This is a genomic window from Citrobacter sp. MNAZ 1397, from assembly GCF_023613995.1.
GTDB lineage: Bacteria > Pseudomonadota > Gammaproteobacteria > Enterobacterales > Enterobacteriaceae > Phytobacter > Phytobacter ursingii.
On sequence record NZ_JAKIVH010000006.1, the window covers coordinates 55,390 to 75,451 of the forward strand.

Below are 20,062 nucleotides of genomic sequence, written 5' to 3' on the forward strand. Positions count from 1 at the left end.
AAATGGAGGCAAAGAAACGCCCTCGAAAAGGAGGGCGTTGAAGGAAATCAGTACAACTTTTTAGCGCATTCCAGCCAGTCGCCTTTGAACGGACGCTTCATGTTCTCAATGGCGTCAATAATGTCATGGTGAACCATCTTCTCGTTCTGGATACCAACACAACGACCACCGTGGCCCTGCAGCAGCAGTTCAATCGCGTATGCGCCCATACGGGAAGCAAGAATGCGGTCGTAAGGAACCGGGGAGCCGCCGCGCTGAATGTGGCCCAGAACGGTCGCGCGGGTTTCGCGCTGCGTTTCAGCTTCGATGTATTTGGCCAGCTCATCGATATCGCAGATGTGCTCGGTGATAGCCACGATCGCGTGTTTTTTACCTTTCGCGATGCCCGCTTTGATTTCAGCCACCAGATCTTCACGGCTGAATTCAACTTCCGGCAGAACGATAAATTCGCAACCACCTGCAATGGCCGCCGCCAGCGTCAGGTCGCCACAGTAGCGGCCCATCACTTCAACGATGGAGATACGCTGGTGGGAAGAAGAGGTGTCACGCAGACGGTCAATGGCTTCTACTACGGTATGCAACGCGGTGAAGTAACCGATGGTGTAGTCAGTACCGGCAACATCGTTATCGATAGTGCCCGGCAAGCCGATGCACGGGAAGCCCATTTCTGTCAGACGCTTCGCGCCCATATAGGAACCGTCGCCGCCGATGACGACCAGCGCATCAATACCGCGCTTTTTCATGTTCTCAATAGCCACGGCGCGGACATGTTCTTCACGGAATTCCGGGAAACGGGCAGAACCAAGGAATGTACCGCCACGGTTAATCATGTCAGACACGCTATAGCGGTCGAGTTGAATCATGCGGTCTTCGTACAGGCCGAGATAACCATCGTAAATACCCGCTACTTCCAGACCTTCAGTCAATGCTGCACGGACAACGCCACGAATTGCTGCGTTCATGCCCGGCGCATCACCGCCACTTGTCAACACACCGATTTTCTTAATCATGACTACCTCTGAACTTAGGAATGCAAAAATAATGTTCTGTTGGCCAAAAAACTCCGCGAGGGAGTAAACATCTATGCTGCAATATTATATCAACTGCGGCTTGCTGAATTGATTCAGGTCAGACCATATGGCGGTAATTTATACACAAAAATCGGGTCTGACTCACTTCTTTTACAACGAAATACGACAGCCTTAATCCGCTTATCGTCCTTGAGGTACCACTGAACAGGGATCCTGATGAATAATCACATCTGATCCTGGAAAACGCTGCAAAATGGCCTGCTCCACATGTTCAGCCACAATATGCGCCTGAACCAATGGAAGGTTATCGTCCATTTCCAAATGTATTTGAATAAAGCGGGTCGGCCCTGACTGCCGCGTGCGAAGATCGTGCGCGCCGCTTACGCCTGGCCAGGAAGTGACAATATCGAAAATTTCCTGCCGTTCGGCATCGGGTAATGCCCGATCCAGTAAAGACTGAACCGCTTCATAACCCATACGCAGCGCGCTGTACAAAATATAGACGCCAATCCCCAGCGCAAAGAGAGCATCCGCCCGATGCCAGCCATACCATGACAGCCCCAGCGCGATGAGAATTGCACCGTTCATCATAACATCAGACTGATAATGAAGCATATCTGCCCGCACCGCCTGGCTTTGAGTTTTTCGCACAACCCAACGCTGAAAGGTGACGAGTATCACAGTACTGAGCAGGGCGATAACGGTCACCACAACGCCAATTCCGGGAGCACGCATCGGCTCAGGGTTCGCCAGATGCTCAATACCGGTTAAAAACAGGAACAATGCCGAACCGGAAATAAACATACTTTGCGCCAGCGCCGCCAGCGATTCGGCTTTCCCGTGTCCAAAGGTATGTTCATCGTCCGCAGGCTGCAGCGAATAACGCACTACCAGCAAATTGGTCAGTGAGGCGGCAATATCTACCAGAGAATCCACCAGTGCGGCCAGGATACTCACTGACCCGGTGAACCACCATGCAAAAATTTTAATAATTAATAATGACGATGCCATGATCGTTGCGGCAATGGCCGCGCGGCTGATCAGACGTCCATAAGATTCAATCATAAAAGCTCCCACGCTGTTCTGTGGGTAGTATAACGAAAGGCAACTCAATCGGAGGAAAATCAGGTGGCTGAATTCAGGGTAAAAAAAACCCCCTCATCATGAGGGGGAAGACAGGGATGGTGTCTATGGCAAGGAAAACAGGGTTCATTACTACTGACTACTGGGAACGCTGGGTGCTACTACTCAATACTCTCAACGGTGAACTTTGCTGCATCTGCGTCATTTCACGCAGTTGGCTCATCCGTTGCTGGTGTTTCTGGTTCAAAACCGCTTGCTGATCAGGGGTAAGCAGGTGATACATCTGGTTGCGGACTTTCGCCATTTCAACCTGACGACTTATCTGCTCCTGCGCCATTTTCTCGGCCTGAATGCGCACAGCGTTTTCATCAAAATTTTCTGCGGTGACAAGGCGATGCATTGTCTCCATTTCGCTAACATTAACAGGAGGCTTGTCGTGCCTTGCCTGTTGCATCAGATCTCGCATCTGTTGACGCTGATGTTCGGTTAAATGTATGCCGTCGAACATATGGCTCTGACTGGAACGCTGCGCGAATCCCTCAGTCGGGTGCCAGTTATCGCCTGTTACGACTTCAGCAGCCTGGCTAAAAGCACTTAGCGCCAGTGTTGAGGCCATGACGGCAGCGGTAACTTTGCGCATCATTTGCTCCCAAAAACTTTCTATGTCGCGAATCAACGATAATGAGTCTACGATTCAGGCTGCAAACATGCGTCAGGGGGTGTAAAACAACGTAAAGTCATGGATTAGCGAGCCTTGATGACGTAATTTCTGCCTCGGAGGTATTTAAACAATGAATAAAATTCTTTTAGTAGATGATGACCGAGAGCTTACATCCCTGTTAAAAGAGCTGCTCGACATGGAAGGTTTTAATGTGCTGGTTGCCCACGACGGGGAACAGGCGCTCAACCTCCTTGATGACAGCATCGATTTGCTTTTGCTCGATGTCATGATGCCGAAGAAAAACGGTATTGATACCCTTAAAGAGCTACGCCAGACACACCAGACTCCCGTCATTATGTTGACCGCACGCGGCAGCGAGCTGGATCGCGTACTCGGCCTTGAGCTGGGCGCGGACGATTATCTGCCAAAACCGTTTAACGACCGCGAACTGGTCGCGCGTATCCGTGCGATTTTGCGCCGTTCTCACTGGAGCGAACAGCAGCAGAATACCGACAACGGTTCGCCGACGCTGGAAGTAGATGGCCTGAGTCTCAACCCAGGTCGTCAGGAAGCCAGTTTCGATGGTCAATCGCTGGAACTGACCGGTACCGAATTCACCCTGCTCTATCTGCTGGCACAGCATTTGGGCCAGGTGGTTTCGCGTGAACATTTAAGCCAGGAAGTGCTGGGTAAACGCTTAACACCGTTTGACCGCGCGATTGATATGCACATCTCTAACCTGCGCCGTAAGTTACCGGACCGCAAAGATGGTCATCCGTGGTTTAAAACCTTGCGAGGCCGGGGCTACTTGATGGTATCCGCTTCATGATAGGAAGTTTGACCGCCCGCATCTTCGCCATTTTCTGGTTAACGCTGGCGCTGGTGCTGATGCTGGTACTGATGGTTCCCAAGCTTGATTCCCGCCAAATGACGGAGTTGCTTGATAGCGAACAACGCCAGGGCGTGATGATTGAACAGCACGTTGAAGCGGAACTGGCCAATGATCCACCCAACGATTTGATGTGGTGGCGCAGGCTGTTTCGCGCAATCGACAAATGGGCCCCTCCGGGGCAACGTTTGTTGCTGGTAACCAGTGAAGGGCGCGTCATCGGCGCCGAACGCAATGAAATGCAAATTATCCGCAACTTTATTGGTCAGGCGGATAACTCAGATCACCCGCAAAAGAAAAAATATGGTCGGGTAGAGCTGGTAGGGCCTTTTTCCGTCCGCGACGGTGAGGACAATTACCAGCTCTATCTTATTCGACCAGCCAGTAATTCCCAGTCTGACTTTATCAACCTGCTGTTTGACCGCCCTCTCCTGTTGCTGATTGTCACGATGCTAATCAGTTCGCCGTTGCTGTTGTGGCTGGCGTGGAGCCTGGCAAAACCCGCGCGTAAATTGAAAAACGCGGCAGATGAAGTGGCGCAGGGCAACTTGCGACAGCATCCTGAGCTGGAAGCCGGGCCGCAAGAGTTTCTTGCCGCAGGCACCAGTTTTAACCAGATGGTTATGGCGCTGGAGCGAATGATGACCGCCCAGCAGAGGCTCTTGTCCGATATTTCCCACGAACTACGGACACCGTTAACGCGACTGCAACTCGGCACCGCGCTGTTGCGTCGTCGCAGCGGTGAGAGTAAAGAGCTGGAACGTATCGAAACCGAAGCCCAGCGGCTGGACAGTATGATCAACGACCTGTTGGTCATGTCGCGTAACCAGCAGAAAAACGCGCTGGTCAGCGAAACGGTCAAAGCCAATCAGTTGTGGAATGAGGTGCTCGACAATGCCGCGTTCGAAGCGGAACAGATGGGTAAATCGCTGACGGTGAATTTCCCGCCTGGCCCGTGGCCGCTGTATGGCAACCCGAATGCGCTGGAAAGCGCGCTGGAAAATATCGTCCGAAACGCGCTGCGTTATTCACACACCAAAATTGAAGTGAATTTCTCGGTCGATAAAGACGGCATCACCATTAACGTGGACGATGACGGTCCGGGCGTCAGCCCGGAAGATCGCGAGCAGATATTCCGTCCGTTCTACCGCACCGATGAAGCGCGCGATCGCGCGTCCGGGGGAACAGGTTTAGGATTGGCAATAGTTGAAACCGCTATGCAGCAGCATCGCGGTTGGGTGAAAGCCGACGACAGCCCACTCGGCGGTTTACGCTTGACGTTGTGGATCCCGCTGTATAAACGCGCCTGAGCATTTCCCCTCGCCTTACCGGGCGGGGGGAAACCGCTACTTACCCCGCAAACGTCGGGAGTTATCTTCGATTTTTCCGCTACTTCGCCGATTTTGAATCGTTCTTGTCCAACTGGCCGAAAGCCCCGCTGCGGACACCAGCCTGCGATATTGCTCATCGTCAAAGGGCATATGCCAGGCGATTGCGGCGGCATCCAGGACGCTCACATCGCTGTTACGTGATACCCGTTCCAGTGGCGCGTCGACGTTAACTTTGCCGCCAGTAATGACCCGATAAAGCCAGCCAACGCGCCCACTCGCCTGCATCTGCGAAGACATGTCGCTAATGGAAAAGTGAAAGTTAAGTTTGAAGCAGGGCGATCGCGGCTGCGTCACCTGAATGAGCGCATTTCCCCACTGAAAAATATCACCGATAAAGACATTGCTTTCCGTCAGCCCTTCGGTCGAGAGGTTCTCGCCAAACGCCGGGGCGAAGAAAAGCGCCGCCTGTTCGGGAAACATCGCCTTCCAGTGAGCGTAGTGTTCACGGGGATAATGACAAAGCGCCCGGTCCGGGCCGCCGTGGTAGGAGGTTTCCGCCTGCTCATCACCGACTAACCCCCGTTCCGTTAACACCAACTCACCTTCCACCTGCAATTTGGCAATGGCACTGGGTCTGCTGCCAGAATAATCCCTTATTTTTCCTGTAAAAACATTCACCGGATGCTGCATGTCCCCTCCCCGGGCTTATTCATTGTCGAGGTATTAGACCACACTTTTTAGCAATAAATCGTGCAGAAATGCGACACCGATACGCCTGCGGTTTACACGTCCGTGCTATGACTTAATGGAGAAGTGAAACGCAATTTCATATTCAAGGAGACAATGACGTGAAGAAGAAAAATGAATTTTATGGCGTCTGGTGCCCGTCCATTACGCCCATGACATCGGCCGGTAAAATCGACCTGAACGGATTGAGACAGCATATTTCACGCCTGACCGAGGCCAGCATTGACGTCGTGTTGCTGATGGGCAGCATCGGCGAATTTGCCTCTTTCACCCTTGATGAACGACTCATGCTTATCCGGGAAGTGCGCGGTATGACGCCCGGCACCCTGGTCGCGAACGTTTCCTCGACCTGCCTGAATGATGTGGAGTGGATGGCGGATGAAGCCTTCCGCACGGGTTACGATGCCGTCATGGTCCTGCCCCCTTATTACTATGGGCAAACGTCTGCGCAATTGCTGAGCTACTTTCGCCATCTGGGGCAACGGCTGAAGGGTAAGTGGTTTGCCTATAATTTTCCGGCCAGGACCGGCTGCGATCTGACACCCGAAATTGTCGCAACGCTGGCAGCAGAATTCCCGAACTTCGCTGGCATCAAAGATACGGTCGATTGCCAGTCGCATACGCGCAACATCATTCTGGCAACCGAGAAAATCCGCGATGATTTCGCCGTACTGTCGGGGTATGACGAATACTTCATCCCCAATCTGCTGGCAGGCGGTGCGGGGGTTATCTCCGGGCTCAACAACGTAATGCCGGAACTGTTTGTCAGGGCGCGGGAAGCATGGAAACAAAACGATTTGGCTACGCTGCATGAAGCCCAACGCGAGATGGGCAAATTCATGTCGATTTACACCATTGGCGAGGATTTTGTTACCACTATCAAAACCGTGGTAGCCCGGAAATTCGGTTATTGTGGCGCAACGTCCCGCAATGCGGGCGGCGAATTAACGCCAGCGCAATGTGCACAGATTGATGAGGTTTTCGGTATCGGCCATTAAAAAAACCGGCCTGAGAAGGCCGGTTTCTCTTTTAAACCACGGCGTTATTTCACCGCACCGCGCAAATCCGCAACCACGGCATTTCCTTTCACTTTGCGTGACCAGAGAGAGGTCAAAATCGGCACCAGAATAGAGGTCACAATCACCGATGTCGCCACCAGCGCGGTCGCGGCGGGCGCCATCGCTTTAAACTCCGGTACCATCTCGGCAATCAGCACCGGTGTCGCCACCGCCGCACCGGCGGAACTCGAGGCAGCAAGCCCGGCGGTACCATCCCCACCGCCCAGTACTTTATCAGCAATAATCAACGGGATGCCGGTAATCACAATCACCGCCAGCCCCAGCAGGATACCGAGCAATCCGGTCTGCGCGATAACGCTGAGATCGATAGTGTTCCCCAGCGCAAAGGCAAAAAACGGAATCAGCGTCTGCACCGCTCGGGTGAAGAATTCACGTAGCTCCGGATCCAGGTTGCCCAACCCAAAACCAATCAGGAAGGGCAGCACCGCGCCGACAAATACGTGCGGTTCAAAAGAGGCGATACCCGCCGTCCCCAGAATCACCATCGTCATCAGCGGGCCGGATTCAAGCGACATTAACACAAATGCCCCAGCCTCTTCTTTGGTGCCATATTGCTGCATGATCGAGGCATAAAGGCCGCCGTTCGTCATATCCATAGAGGCCACCAGCGCCAGCGTCGACAGCCCGGCAAAGAAACCGGCTTCCACACCGTGAGCCGGAATCAAGCGGGATGCTACCGCCGCAACCACCCAGGCCACCGCAATTTTAGTCACCACCAGCGTGCCAGATTTACGCAATACCGTCCCGGTCGCGCTGAGCTTAATCGATGCGCCCATACAGAAAAACCACACCGCCAGAATCGGCACGGTACCGGTAATCATGCCATTGGTGAAGGAACCAAAATATTTCCCGGCCCCAGGCGAAAACGTATGGCACAGCGCCCCAAGAAACAGAGGAACCAACATCATCCCACCGGGGATTTTTTCTATTGCACGTTTGATTTGCATATCGCCACCTGTAAAACAGTGAGTTTTGCGCGCCATCTCACCCTATAGGCGGGCGTTTCCAGCGCTGATGGCAAAATGTTAGAACGTCGTCACACTCAGAAAAGTGATCTCCCATGCAAATTCAAAACAATATTTCATTTTTATTGGATATGCGTTTCTTTTGATTTCAGTAGCTGATCAGAAGCCATAAAAAAACCCCCGCTGGCGATGTCAGCAGGGGTCTGGTTTGCCTGTAAGAACGGGCTATTTAGCGAAAATTATTTCTTCGCAGCGAAACGTGCCGCAGCTTCATCCCAGTTCACTACGTTCCAGAACTCTTTGATGTAGTCCGGGCGGCGGTTCTGGAATTTCAGGTAGTACGCGTGTTCCCACACGTCCAGACCCACGATCGGGAAGCCAGACGCGCCAGAAATCGCTTCACCCATCAGCGGGGAATCCTGGTTAGCGGTAGAGACGACAGCCAGTTTGTCGCCTTTCAGCACCAGCCATGCCCAGCCAGAGCCGAAGCGGGTTGCTGCTGCTTTTTCGAATTCAGCTTTAAAGTTATCAACGGAACCAAAGTCACGCTCGATAGCCGCTTTGAGGTCACCCTGCAGGGTGGTGCCTTTTTTCAGGCCTTTCCAGAAGAAGCTGTGGTTAGCGTGACCACCCGCGTTGTTACGCAGAACGGTTTTTTTGTCAGCCGGCAGTTGGTCCAGTTTGGTGATCAGCTCTTCAGCAGACAGACTGGCGAATTCAGGCAGGCTTTCCAGCGCTGCATTCGCATTGTTTACATATGTCTGGTGGTGTTTAGTGTGATGGATTTCCATCGTCTGCTTGTCGAAATGAGGTTCAAGTGCATCGTACGCGTAAGGCAGGGATGGCAGTGTATAGCTCATACTAATCTCCATTATTGTCGGGCGGCAGGTATGTTAACGCCGCGTAATCAGTTGGTTCATTATAGTTAGTTAAATGATATTGAAAATGTTTATCAATGCCGTAGTTTTAATATGGTTATAACATTCTGTTATGAACCCGTGCCGACAAGAGGAATAGCGCAGCGACAGACGAAAAAAAGATCGCTAAACGCTACACACAAATGGAGTGGCTAGTTAACAGGCCGTCATTAAAACGGTGGAGTATCAAAGAGGGAGGATCATGGGCTGGCACAGCCTGGATATCAGTAAGTTGAACAACCATCACCAGGTGTCCCGTGGTCTTTGCCCTTTGCGGTCATGGAAGACACTTCATCGCACTTCCCCCTGCTTTCACTCAAGAACCTTCCTTTATAAATTCCTGGTTTAAAGGTTTTGTGAATTCCCGATTGCCTGGCCTTTGTTTTTTGCCGCGTTTGCGTATTTCCTGGCAAAACTTCAAAGGTCTCCTCTCTTTGAGCACAGTAATTTCAGCAGCAAATTCACTCATGGAGAGGTTTATATGACAAAACGACGGATAGTCCGGGCACTCTTTTTATGCCTTTTTATCTTGCCTTTCGCCGCCCCGGCGAAAACGATGCTTCGTCTCGCCTACGCGGAAAATAGCCAGCCCGTAAAAGATGCGCTGCGCTTTTTAGGGGACGAAATCGAAAAAAACACCCACGGCGACGTTCAGGTCATCTATTTTCCGGACGGGCAGTTAGGCGGTGAACGTGAGCTGGTGGAACTGACGCAGGTTGGCGTGGTGGATATCACGAAAGTATCTTCCGGCTTGATGGAAAGCTTTTCGCCTCTCTATGGCGTCTTCTCGCTGCCGTATCTCTTTGCCAGCAAAGAAGAATATTACAAGGTCATGGATAACCCGCAGGTGATGGATGGGGTATATCAATCCACGGCTGAGCGAGGCTTTATCGGTGTGGGTTGGTATGACTCAGGCGCCCGTAATTTTTATATGACCAAAGGACCTGTTAACGGTGTGGCGGACCTGAAAGGGAAAAAAATCCGCGTCATGCAAAGCGTAACGGCCATCAATACCATGAAATTACTTGGCGCCTCGCCCATCGCAATGGGTCAGGCCGAAGTCTACACCTCGCTGCAGCAAGGCATTCTCGACGGCGCGGAAAACAATGAGTTCGCGCTTACCATCGCCCGGCATGGCGAAGTCGCCCGCTTTTACACCTACGACATGCACACCCGTATTCCAGACATTCTGGTCATGAGCCAGCAGGCCCTCAAAAAGCTCACCCCTGAACAACTGGCGATTGTAAAAGACGCAATTAAGGCCTCAATCGATTTTGAAAAAGCGGCCTGGGATGCCGAGATCGAAAAAACCCGCCTGCAGGCTGTAAAAGACTTCAACGTTGAATTTAACGATGTTGATAAAAAGCCCTTTCAGGACGCCGTACAACCCATCTATGAAAGCCTGAAGGAGAAACCCGTACTGTATGCGCTGTACCAACGTATTCAGGCGGCAAAATAAGGATTTATCATGAATAAAATAAGAAAGTTACTCGATAAAATACTGGAAGTGCTTACTTGTCTGATGCTGGCAATGATGGTCATTACCGTGTGCTGGCAAGTTATCAGCCGTTATGTTCTCGGTACCCCCAGCACATTCACCGAAGAATTACTGCGCTTTGCGCTGGTCTGGCTCTCCATGCTGGGTATGGCTTATGTCTCGGGAAAACAGCATCACATCTGCCTGACGCTATTCCTTGATAAGGTATCCCCTCTGCTGCGCACGCTCTGGACGCTGGTACTGCAAATATGTTTTGGTCTTTTTGCACTCTACGCGTTGATTATCGGTGGGCTACAAATATCGTCCATTTCAATGGCGCAATACTCCCCTGCCCTGAACATATCAATGGGCCACGTCTACTACGCCCTGCCGCTGGGTGGCATCCTCATCATTATCTACAGCGTGCTGAACATCATGGACAGCCTGCGCAATATGAAAGCACTTTCAGGGACGGAATCCGCATGATTGAACCACTGTACGCCGCCAGTTTGATGATTGGCGTCTTTGTTATCCTGCTGGCGATGGGCGCACCCATTGGCTTGTGTATTGTCATTGCATCCTGCAGCACCATGATGCTGGTGCTGCCTTTTGATATTGCGATGTTTGCCACGGCGCAAAAAATGTTCTCCAGCCTGGACAGTTTTGCACTGCTGGCAGTGCCATTCTTTGTGCTGGCGGGGGTCATCATGAACAGCGGAGGGATCGCGATTCGTCTGGTGAACTTTGCGAAATTATTTACCGGTAAGCTGCCCGGCGCGCTGTCTTATACCAACATTGCAGGCAACATGATGTTTGGCGCCATTTCTGGCTCCGCCATCGCCGCCTCCACATCCATTGGCGGTGTGCTGGTGCCGATGAGCGCACGAGAGGGTTATGACCGGGGTTTCGCGTCTGCGGTCAATATCGCCTCCGCGCCAACAGGAATGCTTATTCCCCCTACCACCGCCTTTATTTTGTATGCGCTGGCCAGTGGCGGCACGTCAGTCGCTGCACTCTTCGCCGGCGGCCTGGTGGCGGGTGTACTGTGGGGTGTCAGTTGCATGGTGGTGACATGGGTCGTGGCAAAACGATGCCATTACACGCTCACGTTTGCCCTTGAAAAGGGCATGGCCTGGCGAGTCACCAAAGAGGCGCTGCCAAGTCTGTTACTTATTGTGATCATCGTGGGCGGGATAGTCCTTGGCATTTTCACCGCCATTGAAGCGTCGGCCGTGGCGGTGGTGTATACCCTTTTTCTGACAATGGTGCTCTACCGCACGCTAAAAATAACAGACCTGCCCAACATCCTCATCCAGACAACCGTCATGACCGGGGTGATTATGTTCCTGCTGGCGACCTCATCAGCCATGTCGTTCTCCATGGCCATTACGGACCTTCCGGCAGCGCTCAGTAAGCTGATTCTGGGTATCTCGGAAAGTAAGTTGGTTATTCTGCTGGTCATTACGTTGTTTTTACTGGTGATCGGTGCCTTTATGGATATCGGCCCGGCGATATTGATATTCACGCCCATTTTGCTACCGATCATGCTGAAACTGGGCGTTCACCCGGTGCATTTTGGCATCATCATGATTTATAACCTCGCGTTTGGCACCATCACTCCACCGGTGGGCAGTGGCTTATACGTGGGGGCAAGTGTCGGAAAGGTGAAGGTTGAGCAGGTATTAAAACCGCTGGTTCCGTTTTATATCGCCATCATCGCGATGTTACTCCTTATCACCTATGTTCCAGAAACGACCTTATTTTTGCCACGTCTTCTGGGCGTGATGTAACGCTGTTACGCCCCCGGTGCCATCCGGGGGTTGCTCAGGCGGCATGCCTTCCGCGCTGTCGCCACTGGCTTGGGGTCATCCCTGTTTCACGGGTAAATACAACCGAAAAGTAGTTACTGTCTTCAAATCCACAGCGCATGGCGATCTCACCTATCATTAACTCACTGTGCTGCAACAAATATTGCGCATGACAAATGCGTAGCTGACGCAGGTAATGGTTAACGGTCATCCCGGTCTGATCGCGGAATTGCTGACGTAGCGTACGTTCGCTGCATTGTTCACGCTCGCAAAATTGTTCCAGCGTAAAGGTGCAACTCAGGCTGCCAGATAGCGTGGTAATTAACTTATCCAACAGCGCTTCACTGCGGGTCGCCGCCAGATTATCTGCCGCAAAACGGTGCCGCCGTAGCGTGAGCACCAGTTGTGCGAACAAAACCTCGGCCATCGTGTTAGACAGGGCATCGTCCCTGGTATTTTCCTGCTCAAGCTGCGTAATCACCTGACGGACCTGGGCCATACCGGAACTACCCATTCGCCAGTGGGGGGTTAAATCCGCCCCATTCCAGCCGGGAATGTGCGCCTGCCAGTCAAAATTAAGCGACAACCTGTCGGGGCAGTAGATGATGTTTTGTAAAACCAGATCGTTAACCGAAGCATACGAGTGACGATCTTCGGCGCGAATATAAAAAAGATCGCCGCGTGTGATCCGGTAGGGCCGGTCATTAAGCACATGTAAACCGTTGCCCCGCCAGACCAGCACCAGCTCGCAAAACTCATGGGTATGCTCAGCAAACACATTTTGCGGGTAGCGGTCAGCAACCGTGACCGCCTGTCCAGGCCGCGGAAAAAAATCAGCTTTACGAAGGATTAAATGCCCTGCCACAAATTCACCTCTGCTGTGCTCAACCTGCCATTATTAGCTGATTGGCAGCAAAAATACGGTGATTACCTTCTCGTTACTGTCACTGCAGAAGTGTGTCGCGCCCCTGACGAATATCGCGAGGAGACCAGTCAAACTCGCGGCGAAAAAGCGTGGAAAAATGGTTACTGTCGCCGAAACCGCAGCGAAAAGCGATATCAGTAATACTGTCGTCACTGTGGCGTAGCAAATGGCGCGCTTTGATTAACCGTACGCGATTGAGATAACGTTGCGGCGTCAGCCCGGTATGTTGTTTCATCTGCCGATGGAGTGTTCGCAAAGAAAGCGAGAATTTATCGGCCAGGTGTTCCCAGTTCACATCGTCGGCGAAATTATCTTCAAGCCACATCATCAAATGATTGATCTGCATATTATTTTCGACAAAGTTATCGTCGAGGCAGCTTTGACGCAACAGCACAAGAAGCTGCATAAACAACACTTCGCGGCTGGCAATTGCGTGAATATTGTCATCCTTGCATTGCGCCATCTGGTCAATAATGGGACGCGCCTGTTGCAGTACGCTCTGGTTGATACGCCAGTGTGAAACATACTGCCCGTCTTCCTCTTGCGGCAGTAACTTATCCAGACCGGAAATAAACTGGAAGCCCTTCGGAGAGCGATAAAGCACATTCGTCAGGCATAAATTTTCCGTGTGTTCATAAAGATGGCGGTCTTGATCGCGAACAAAACAGATCATGCCACGGCTCAATGTATAAGGCTGACCGTTAAACACATGAATGCCGGTTCCATGCTCGACCAGGACAATTTCATAGAAATCATGGTCATGTTCAGGGAAGGCTACCTGCGGCAGTCGCGGCTCAATGGCGACCGTCGCCGTACCTGAGGTAAAAAAATCAAAGCCATGTAATTGTGCCATCTTCATTGCCTCCACATCAGTGAGAACTAGCATAGTGAAGGGTGATGAATGGCACCTTGAATTTTTGACAGCAAAAAATATAAATCCTGCTATTTTTTCAAGACGGGGCGCAGAATAAATCGAAAATGTTAGATCGATCACATAACTATTTTCATTAGAAAACAAAGGAAAAAAAGCCGACATCTTTTTCATGATGCCGGCCAAATAACCACAATAAGAAAAGTACTACCTGGCTTATCGCTTAGAGAATATCAATCATCAAAAGCTATATCCCACACCAATACGGAAACGCGTTTGTCTTTCATCAGAAGTACTACGTACTGAAACATTACCAATCTCTACGTACGGCGTCCATTTGTCTATAATGTATGCGGTGCGAAAATTAAACTCGTAATTATCCCGACCATTATCGAAAAGGTTATATTTCTCAGCTTTCTTATAAATACCTTCAACGGTCCAGTCAAAATTATTCCATTTGTAACCAGCCCAAACATCCATGCGGTTTACGGTATCATCATCCCGCGAGTCAGACGAACGGCGGATATATTCGAAACGGTAACGTGCACCCACCCACCAGCTATCGTTTAATGTCCATGTCGCGCGCAAATAAGGTTTGTAGGTGGCATAACCATTCCCCGTTTCCAATACAAAACCAGGCTGCCAGGCTACCGCCCCTGATTTATATTGATAGCTTAGCGTATACTCATTTCCCTGTGATTCCATGTCATTAAAGGGCTTATCGGTATCGTCGCCACCGGATTTGGATATTGCCTCAATGGCAAAACCAAACCCGTTCTCGAAACGATGCGAAATATAAGCACGATCGTAATTTGCTTTGCTGTCATCCAGATATTCATGGCGAACATCCACATACACTGCCTGTGCGCTTGATACCGCAAACGGTAATAATAAGAATAACAATTTTCTCATACAAACAATCCATTGAAGTGAAAAAATAAATTTTAAAGGAAAGTATCCCCATGACTTCGCGAACAACCTAATTTAAATGAAAAATTGTTTCAATAATTCTATCAAGGTAGTTACAAATATGAGAGCGCCATCAAAAACAGTAATAAATAAAATAAAAAACACATCAGTAATAAAAATACCAAAACTTAATAAATCATCACAAAAAATAATTAAGCAATCCATCAATCTTATAACTCATTGTTTTTAACGGGTTAACAAATAAAACCATTCAACAGAAAAATAATTATTTCTGCTTGCCTTGATTTCTTTTTCCCCTGTAACCCTGGTGTCGACAAAAGGTATTGCGCCAACCGTGATTTTTATCATGCCCATCTTTATTTGATTGCCATGTTGCCGTCTTTGCTGTCACTACCATCAAGGTGGCGCGAGAAAGGCATTTATACACTGTCCTTCACTCTTTGATTTGGGACTCTAATCATGACATTTCGCCATTGTGTCGCCGTTGATTTAGGCGCCTCCAGCGGGCGTGTAATGCTGGCCCGCTACGCGACGGAACAGCGGACCCTCACGCTGCGTGAAGTTCATCGCTTCCCCAACTATCTGGAAAAAAACAACGGTTTTGACTGTTGGGATATTGATGCGCTGGAAGATGAAATTCGTCTCGGGCTGGAAAAAACCTGCACGCAGGGCGTCACTATTGACAGCATCGGTATCGACACCTGGGGTGTGGATATCGTGCTGATCGACAAACAGGGTGCTCGCGTTGGCTTGCCGGTTTCCTATCGCGATCATCGCACGGATGGCATCATGGCCACGGCAGTGGAGCAGTTGGGCAAAGCCAACATTTATGGCCGCAGCGGTATCCAGTTTTTACCGTTTAATACCCTCTACCAGCTACGCGCGCTGGCGCAGCAACAGCCGGAGATTGTCGCCGGGGCCGAGCATGCATTGCTCATCCCCGACTATTTCAGTTTCCGTCTGACCGGCAACCTGAACTGGGAATACACCAACGCGACCACCACACAACTGGTTAACATCGATAGCGACAACTGGGATGCCACGCTGCTCAACTGGGCGGGCGTGCCTGCATCCTGGTTCGGTACGCCAACCCATCCGGGTAATGTTATCGGTCACTGGCAAAACCCGCAGGGCACCGCTGTTCCTGTGGTGGCGGTAGCCAGCCACGATACCGCCAGCGCGGTTATCGCTTCGCCGCTGAAAAACGCCAATGCCGCCTATCTCTCTTCCGGCACCTGGTCGCTGATGGGTTTTGAAAGCACCACGCCCTACACCAGCAGCGATGCGCTGGCCGCCAATATCACCAACGAAGGTGGCGCGGAAGGCCGCTATCGCGTCCTGAAAAACATTATGGGGCTGTGGCTGTTGCAGCGTGTTGTGAAAGAGCGCGATATCCGCGACCTGCCCGCCCTGATTGCCCGTACCTGCGAACTGCCCTCCTGTCGTTTCGTGATTAACCCGAACGACGAGCGCTTTATTAACCCGGAAAACATGGGTGAAGAAATCCAGGCCGCCTGCCGTGAAAGCAATCAGTCGGTCCCACAAAGCGATGCTGAACTGGCGCGCTGCATTTTCGATAGCCTGGCCCTGCTGTATGCCGATGTCCTGAGCGAACTTGCCGCCTTGCGCGGTCAACCTTTCACTGAACTCCATATCGTCGGCGGCGGCTGCCAGAACCACGTTTTAAATCAACTGTGTGCAGATGCCTGTGGACTGCCCGTTATCGCAGGCCCCATCGAAGCCTCTACGCTGGGCAATATCGGCGTACAACTCATGACGCTGGGCGAACTCAGCGGCGTGGATCCCTTCCGTGATGTGGTGAGCACCAGCTATGCGCTGACCACCTTCACACCCAATCCTGACAATGAAATTGCCCGTAACGTCGCGCGGTTTCAGCAGAAACGACAGACAAAGGAGCTTTGCGCATGACCACTCAACTTGAACAAGCCTGGGAACTCGCTAAACAGCGTTTTGCCGCTGTAGGCATTGATGTCGAAGAGGCCCTGCGCCAGCTCGACAGACTACCAGTATCCATGCACTGCTGGCAGGGCGATGATGTCGCCGGGTTTGAAAACCCGGAAGGCGCTCTCACTGGCGGTATTCAGGCAACCGGCAACTATCCGGGCAAAGCACGCAATCCTCAGGAGTTGCGTGCCGATCTGGAACAGGCCCTGAGCCTGATCCCTGGTCCTAAGCGCCTGAACCTGCACGCGATGTACCACGAAGCGGGTCCATCGGTCAGTCGCGACGCGATCAAGCCTGAACACTTCAAAAACTGGGTTGAGTGGGCAAAAGCCAACAAATTGGGTCTGGATTTCAACCCGTCCTGTTTCTCACACCCGATGAGTGCCGACGGCTTCACACTTTCTCATGCGAACGATGAAATTCGTCAGTTCTGGATTGATCATGTGAAAGCCAGCCGCCGGATCTCCGCTTACTTCGGCGAACAACTGGGCACGCCATCGGTAATGAACATCTGGGTACCGGACGGCATGAAAGATGTCACCGTTGACCGCCTGGCACCGCGTAAACGTCTGATGGCGGCGCTGGATGAAGCGCTGAGCGAAAAGTTCGACCAGGCGCATCACATCGACGCCGTTGAAAGCAAGCTGTTCGGTATTGGCGCAGAAAGCTACACCGTCGGCTCAAACGAGTTTTATATGGGGTATGCCACCAGCCGCCAGACCGCCTTGTGTCTGGACGCGGGTCACTTCCACCCCACCGAAGTCATTTCTGACAAGATCTCCGCCGCCATGCTCTATGTACCGCGTCTGCTGCTGCACGTCAGCCGCCCGGTACGCTGGGACAGCGACCACGTGGTCCTGCTGGATGATGAAACCCAGGCCATCGCCAGCGAGATCGTGCGCCACAACCTGTTCGACCGCGTACACATCGGCCTGGATTTCTTCGATGCCTCTATCAACCGTATTGCCGCGTGGGTTATCGGCACCCGCAACATGAAAAAAGCCCTGCTGCGCGCCCTGCTGGAGCCGACAGAACAACTGCGTCAACTGGAAGCCGACGGCGATTACACCGCCCGTCTGGCGCTGCTGGAAGAGCAGAAATGCCTGCCATGGCAGGCGGTGTGGGAAATGTATTGCCAGCGTCACGACACCCCGGCCGGCAGCCAGTGGCTGGAGAGCGTGCGGGCGTATGAGAAAGAGGTATTGAGTCAACGCGGGTAAGACCGCCCTCACCCTAACCCTCTTCCACGGGGAGAGGGAACTTTTACCCCCTCTCCCCGTGGGAGAGGGCCGGGGTGAGGGGGAATCCTCACCGCGATAACAGGAACCAAACGACTATGCAGAATATTATCAACGCCTGGTTCACCCAGGGCATGATCAAAGCCACCAGCGATGCCTGGCTCAAAGGCTGGGATGAACGCAACGGCGGCAACCTGACCCTGCGTCTGGACGCGGCAGACATTGCCCCGTACGAAGCTGATTTCCACGCCGAACCGCGTTATATCGCGCTCAGCCAGCCGATGCCGATACTGGCGAATACCGCGTTTATCGTCACCGGCTCGGGCAAATTCTTCCGTAACGTCCAGCTCGACCCGGCCGCTAACCTCGGTGTGGTCAAAGTGGACAGCGACGGCGCGGGATACCACATTCTTTGGGGTCTTACCAACGAAGCGGTGCCAACGTCTGAGCTGCCGGCCCACTTCCTGTCACACAGTGAACGCATCAAAGCTACCGACGGCAAAGATCGTGTCATCATGCACTGCCATGCCACCAACCTGATCGCGCTGACCTATGTGCTGGAGAATGACGCCAGCCTTATCACCCGCAAACTGTGGGAAGGCAGCACCGAGTGCCTGGTGGTCTTCCCGGATGGCGTCGGCATTCTGCCGTGGATGGTGCCGGGCACCGATGAAATCGGTCACGCCACCGCAGAAGCCATGAACAAACATTCGCTGGTACTTTGGCCGTTCCACGGTGTCTTCGGAAGCGGTCCGACCCTGGATGAAACCTTCGGTCTGATCGACACCGCGGAGAAATCCGCAGAAGTGCTGGTGAAAGTCTATTCGATGGGCGGTATGAAGCAGACCATCACCCGTGAAGAACTGATTGCGCTGGGTAAACGCTTTGGCGTCACCCCGCTGGCCAGTGCGTTAGAGCTGTACCAATAAGAACATCACATAATCCCTCCAGGCGATGACCAGGAGGGAAACTCTGTTACCTGCAAATTATCCATTCCCTAAGGATTTCGCGGTGCAGGAAGGCGGCGGCGCAGCGAATCCCCAGGAGCTTACAGGAGTAAGTGACTGGGGTTTGCGAGAACGCCAACGCACCTGCAATGTGAAAGACGACGGGAAACTAACTCAGTGGAGTAAAAGCAATGAAAATAAAGACAAGCTTGATCCTCACCGTTGCCGCCCTGGCGTTGTCCGGTTCCGCATTAGCAGAAGTCAAAATCGCTCTCGTGGCGAAATCATTGGGAAATGGTTTTTTTGAAGCAGCAAACACCGGCGCGCAGGAAGCCGCCAAAGAGTTAGGCGATGTCAAAGTCATCTATACCGGCCCAACCACTACCACCGCAGAAGCACAGATCGAAGTGCTTAACGGCCTGATCGCTCAGGGTGTGGATGCGATCGCGATTTCCGCGAACGATCCCGATGCCGTGGTTCCGGTACTGAAAAAAGCCATGCAGCGCGGCATCAAAGTGGTCTCCTGGGACTCCGGCGTGGCGAAAGCGGGTCGTCAGATACATCTGAACCCGTCCAATAATGCCCTGATTGGCGAAACCAACGTCAAGCTGGCCGTCGACGCATTAAAAGCGCTGAACGTTGAGAAAGGCGATGTGGCCATTCTGAGCGCCACCCCAACCTCTACCAATCAGAATATCTGGATTGAAGAGATGAAAAAGGTGCTGCCGAAGTACCCCTCCGTCAATCTGGTGACCGTTGCCTATGGCGACGATCTGTCTGATAAGAGCTACCGCGAAGCGGTGGGTCTGCTGAAATCGTACCCCGATCTGAAAGTGATCGTCTCTCCGTCCTCGGTGGGTATCGTGGCCGCCGCGCAGGCGGTGAAAGACCAGGGCAAAATCGGCAAAGTTTACGTCACCGGCCTGGGTTTGCCGTCTGAAATGGCGGGTGCCGTGAAATCCGGGGCGACGAAAAGCTTCGCCATCTGGAACCCGATCGATCTGGGTTACGCCGCGACCTACCTGGCGGATGATTTAGTGAAAGGGACAGCGACGAAAACCGAGGCCAATATGGGCAAACTCGGCAAGGTGAAACTGGATGCTGACGGCAATGGCGCAATGGCAGAGCCGTTCGTCTACGACGCCAGCAACATTGATAAGTTCTCGAAAATTTTCTAATCCCTTCTCCCTCTCCCGGT

The 20,062-nt window shown here is 52.2% G+C and carries 19 protein-coding genes; 10 read left to right on the forward strand and 9 right to left on the reverse strand.

Features of this window, described 5'->3' with window-relative positions:
- Nucleotides 1-47: 47 nt before the first annotated feature.
- The 3 genes from pfkA to cpxP all read right to left on the reverse strand — a co-directional run bounded on the left by pfkA (nucleotide 48) and on the right by cpxP (nucleotide 2,754).
- Nucleotides 48-1,010: a 6-phosphofructokinase gene (pfkA, locus tag L2097_RS22595; RefSeq protein ID WP_047372368.1), complete on the reverse strand. Its 963-nt coding sequence runs from the start codon at nucleotides 1,008-1,010 to the stop codon at nucleotides 48-50.
- 201 nt (nucleotides 1,011-1,211) lie between these two features.
- Nucleotides 1,212-2,096, reverse strand: a complete 885-nt coding sequence (gene fieF / locus L2097_RS22600; protein WP_047372369.1) for a CDF family cation-efflux transporter FieF — start codon at nucleotides 2,094-2,096, stop codon at nucleotides 1,212-1,214.
- Nucleotides 2,097-2,253: 157 nt separating this feature from the next.
- Nucleotides 2,254-2,754 (reverse strand): cell-envelope stress modulator CpxP, encoded by a 501-nt coding sequence (cpxP, locus tag L2097_RS22605; protein ID WP_250353746.1) that lies wholly within the window; start codon nucleotides 2,752-2,754, stop codon nucleotides 2,254-2,256.
- A gap of 151 nt (nucleotides 2,755-2,905) precedes the next feature.
- On the opposite strand from cpxP, the gene cpxR reads away from it, so the two are divergent.
- Both cpxR and cpxA read left to right on the forward strand, forming a co-directional pair.
- On the forward strand, nucleotides 2,906-3,604 hold the full coding sequence (gene cpxR / locus L2097_RS22610) for an envelope stress response regulator transcription factor CpxR (RefSeq protein WP_039077316.1): 699 nt from the start codon (nucleotides 2,906-2,908) through the stop codon (nucleotides 3,602-3,604).
- On the forward strand, nucleotides 3,601-4,974 hold the full coding sequence (gene cpxA, locus L2097_RS22615) for an envelope stress sensor histidine kinase CpxA (protein ID WP_085006108.1): 1,374 nt from the start codon (nucleotides 3,601-3,603) through the stop codon (nucleotides 4,972-4,974). Before cpxR ends, cpxA begins: the two co-directional genes overlap by 4 nt.
- 36 nt (nucleotides 4,975-5,010) lie before the next feature.
- Here cpxA and yiiM read toward each other — a convergent pair whose 3' ends face one another.
- Nucleotides 5,011-5,685 carry a 6-hydroxyaminopurine reductase gene (yiiM, locus tag L2097_RS22620; protein ID WP_085006109.1) on the reverse strand — a complete coding sequence of 225 codons (675 nt, stop codon included), beginning with the start codon at nucleotides 5,683-5,685 and terminating at the stop codon, nucleotides 5,011-5,013.
- 158 nt (nucleotides 5,686-5,843) lie between these two features.
- Here yiiM and L2097_RS22625 point away from each other — a divergent pair, with 158 nt between their 5' ends.
- The gene (locus L2097_RS22625) at nucleotides 5,844-6,740 is read left to right on the forward strand and encodes a dihydrodipicolinate synthase family protein (RefSeq protein WP_071845950.1); all 897 of its coding nucleotides are present in this window, start codon (nucleotides 5,844-5,846) and stop codon (nucleotides 6,738-6,740) included.
- A gap of 44 nt (nucleotides 6,741-6,784) precedes the next feature.
- Here the strand turns inward: L2097_RS22625 and kdgT are convergent, their stop codons facing one another.
- Together kdgT and sodA are read right to left on the reverse strand one after the other, a co-directional pair.
- Nucleotides 6,785-7,768 (reverse strand): 2-keto-3-deoxygluconate transporter, encoded by a 984-nt coding sequence (kdgT, locus tag L2097_RS22630; RefSeq protein ID WP_047373432.1) that lies wholly within the window; start codon nucleotides 7,766-7,768, stop codon nucleotides 6,785-6,787.
- Between the two features lie 257 nt (nucleotides 7,769-8,025).
- On the reverse strand, nucleotides 8,026-8,646 hold the full coding sequence (gene sodA, locus L2097_RS22635; protein ID WP_039077321.1) for a superoxide dismutase [Mn]: 621 nt from the start codon (nucleotides 8,644-8,646) through the stop codon (nucleotides 8,026-8,028).
- A 538-nt stretch (nucleotides 8,647-9,184) separates the two neighbouring features.
- On the opposite strand from sodA, the gene L2097_RS22640 reads away from it, so the two are divergent.
- From L2097_RS22640 to L2097_RS22650, 3 genes are read left to right on the forward strand one after another with little or no spacing between them, the layout of a single operon-like run.
- A complete protein-coding gene (locus tag L2097_RS22640; RefSeq protein ID WP_250353721.1) occupies nucleotides 9,185-10,162 on the forward strand; it encodes a TRAP transporter substrate-binding protein in 978 nt (325 codons plus the stop codon).
- A gap of 9 nt (nucleotides 10,163-10,171) precedes the next feature.
- Nucleotides 10,172-10,666 (forward strand): TRAP transporter small permease, encoded by a 495-nt coding sequence (locus L2097_RS22645; RefSeq protein WP_250353722.1) that lies wholly within the window; start codon nucleotides 10,172-10,174, stop codon nucleotides 10,664-10,666.
- Nucleotides 10,663-11,970, forward strand: coding sequence for a TRAP transporter large permease (locus L2097_RS22650; protein WP_085006112.1), 1,308 nt, complete (start codon nucleotides 10,663-10,665; stop codon nucleotides 11,968-11,970). Before L2097_RS22645 ends, L2097_RS22650 begins: the two co-directional genes overlap by 4 nt.
- A 34-nt stretch (nucleotides 11,971-12,004) precedes the next feature.
- On the opposite strand, the gene rhaR is transcribed toward L2097_RS22650, so the two are convergent.
- From rhaR to L2097_RS22665, 3 genes are all read right to left on the reverse strand, one after another.
- The gene (gene rhaR, locus L2097_RS22655) at nucleotides 12,005-12,853 is read right to left on the reverse strand and encodes an HTH-type transcriptional activator RhaR (protein WP_047372376.1); all 849 of its coding nucleotides are present in this window, start codon (nucleotides 12,851-12,853) and stop codon (nucleotides 12,005-12,007) included.
- 79 nt (nucleotides 12,854-12,932) lie between these two features.
- Entirely contained in the window at nucleotides 12,933-13,766 is an 834-nt protein-coding gene (gene rhaS, locus L2097_RS22660) for an HTH-type transcriptional activator RhaS (protein WP_047372377.1), read from the reverse strand.
- Between the two features lie 258 nt (nucleotides 13,767-14,024).
- Nucleotides 14,025-14,696, reverse strand: coding sequence for an oligogalacturonate-specific porin KdgM family protein (locus L2097_RS22665; RefSeq protein ID WP_250353723.1), 672 nt, complete (start codon nucleotides 14,694-14,696; stop codon nucleotides 14,025-14,027).
- A 477-nt stretch (nucleotides 14,697-15,173) separates the two neighbouring features.
- Here L2097_RS22665 and rhaB point away from each other — a divergent pair, with 477 nt between their 5' ends.
- The 4 genes from rhaB (at nucleotide 15,174) to rhaS (L2097_RS22685) (ending at nucleotide 20,042) form a co-directional block, all read left to right on the forward strand.
- The gene (rhaB, locus tag L2097_RS22670) at nucleotides 15,174-16,643 is read left to right on the forward strand and encodes a rhamnulokinase (protein WP_250353724.1); all 1,470 of its coding nucleotides are present in this window, start codon (nucleotides 15,174-15,176) and stop codon (nucleotides 16,641-16,643) included.
- Nucleotides 16,640-17,899 carry an L-rhamnose isomerase gene (gene rhaA / locus L2097_RS22675; protein ID WP_047372380.1) on the forward strand — a complete coding sequence of 420 codons (1,260 nt, stop codon included), beginning with the start codon at nucleotides 16,640-16,642 and terminating at the stop codon, nucleotides 17,897-17,899. Before rhaB ends, rhaA begins: the two co-directional genes overlap by 4 nt.
- Before the next feature lie 116 nt (nucleotides 17,900-18,015).
- A complete protein-coding gene (gene rhaD, locus L2097_RS22680) occupies nucleotides 18,016-18,846 on the forward strand; it encodes a rhamnulose-1-phosphate aldolase (RefSeq protein ID WP_250353725.1) in 831 nt (276 codons plus the stop codon).
- Between the two features lie 209 nt (nucleotides 18,847-19,055).
- Nucleotides 19,056-20,042, forward strand: a complete 987-nt coding sequence (rhaS, locus tag L2097_RS22685; protein ID WP_047372382.1) for a rhamnose ABC transporter substrate-binding protein — start codon at nucleotides 19,056-19,058, stop codon at nucleotides 20,040-20,042.
- The last annotated feature ends 20 nt before the right edge of the window (nucleotides 20,043-20,062 follow it).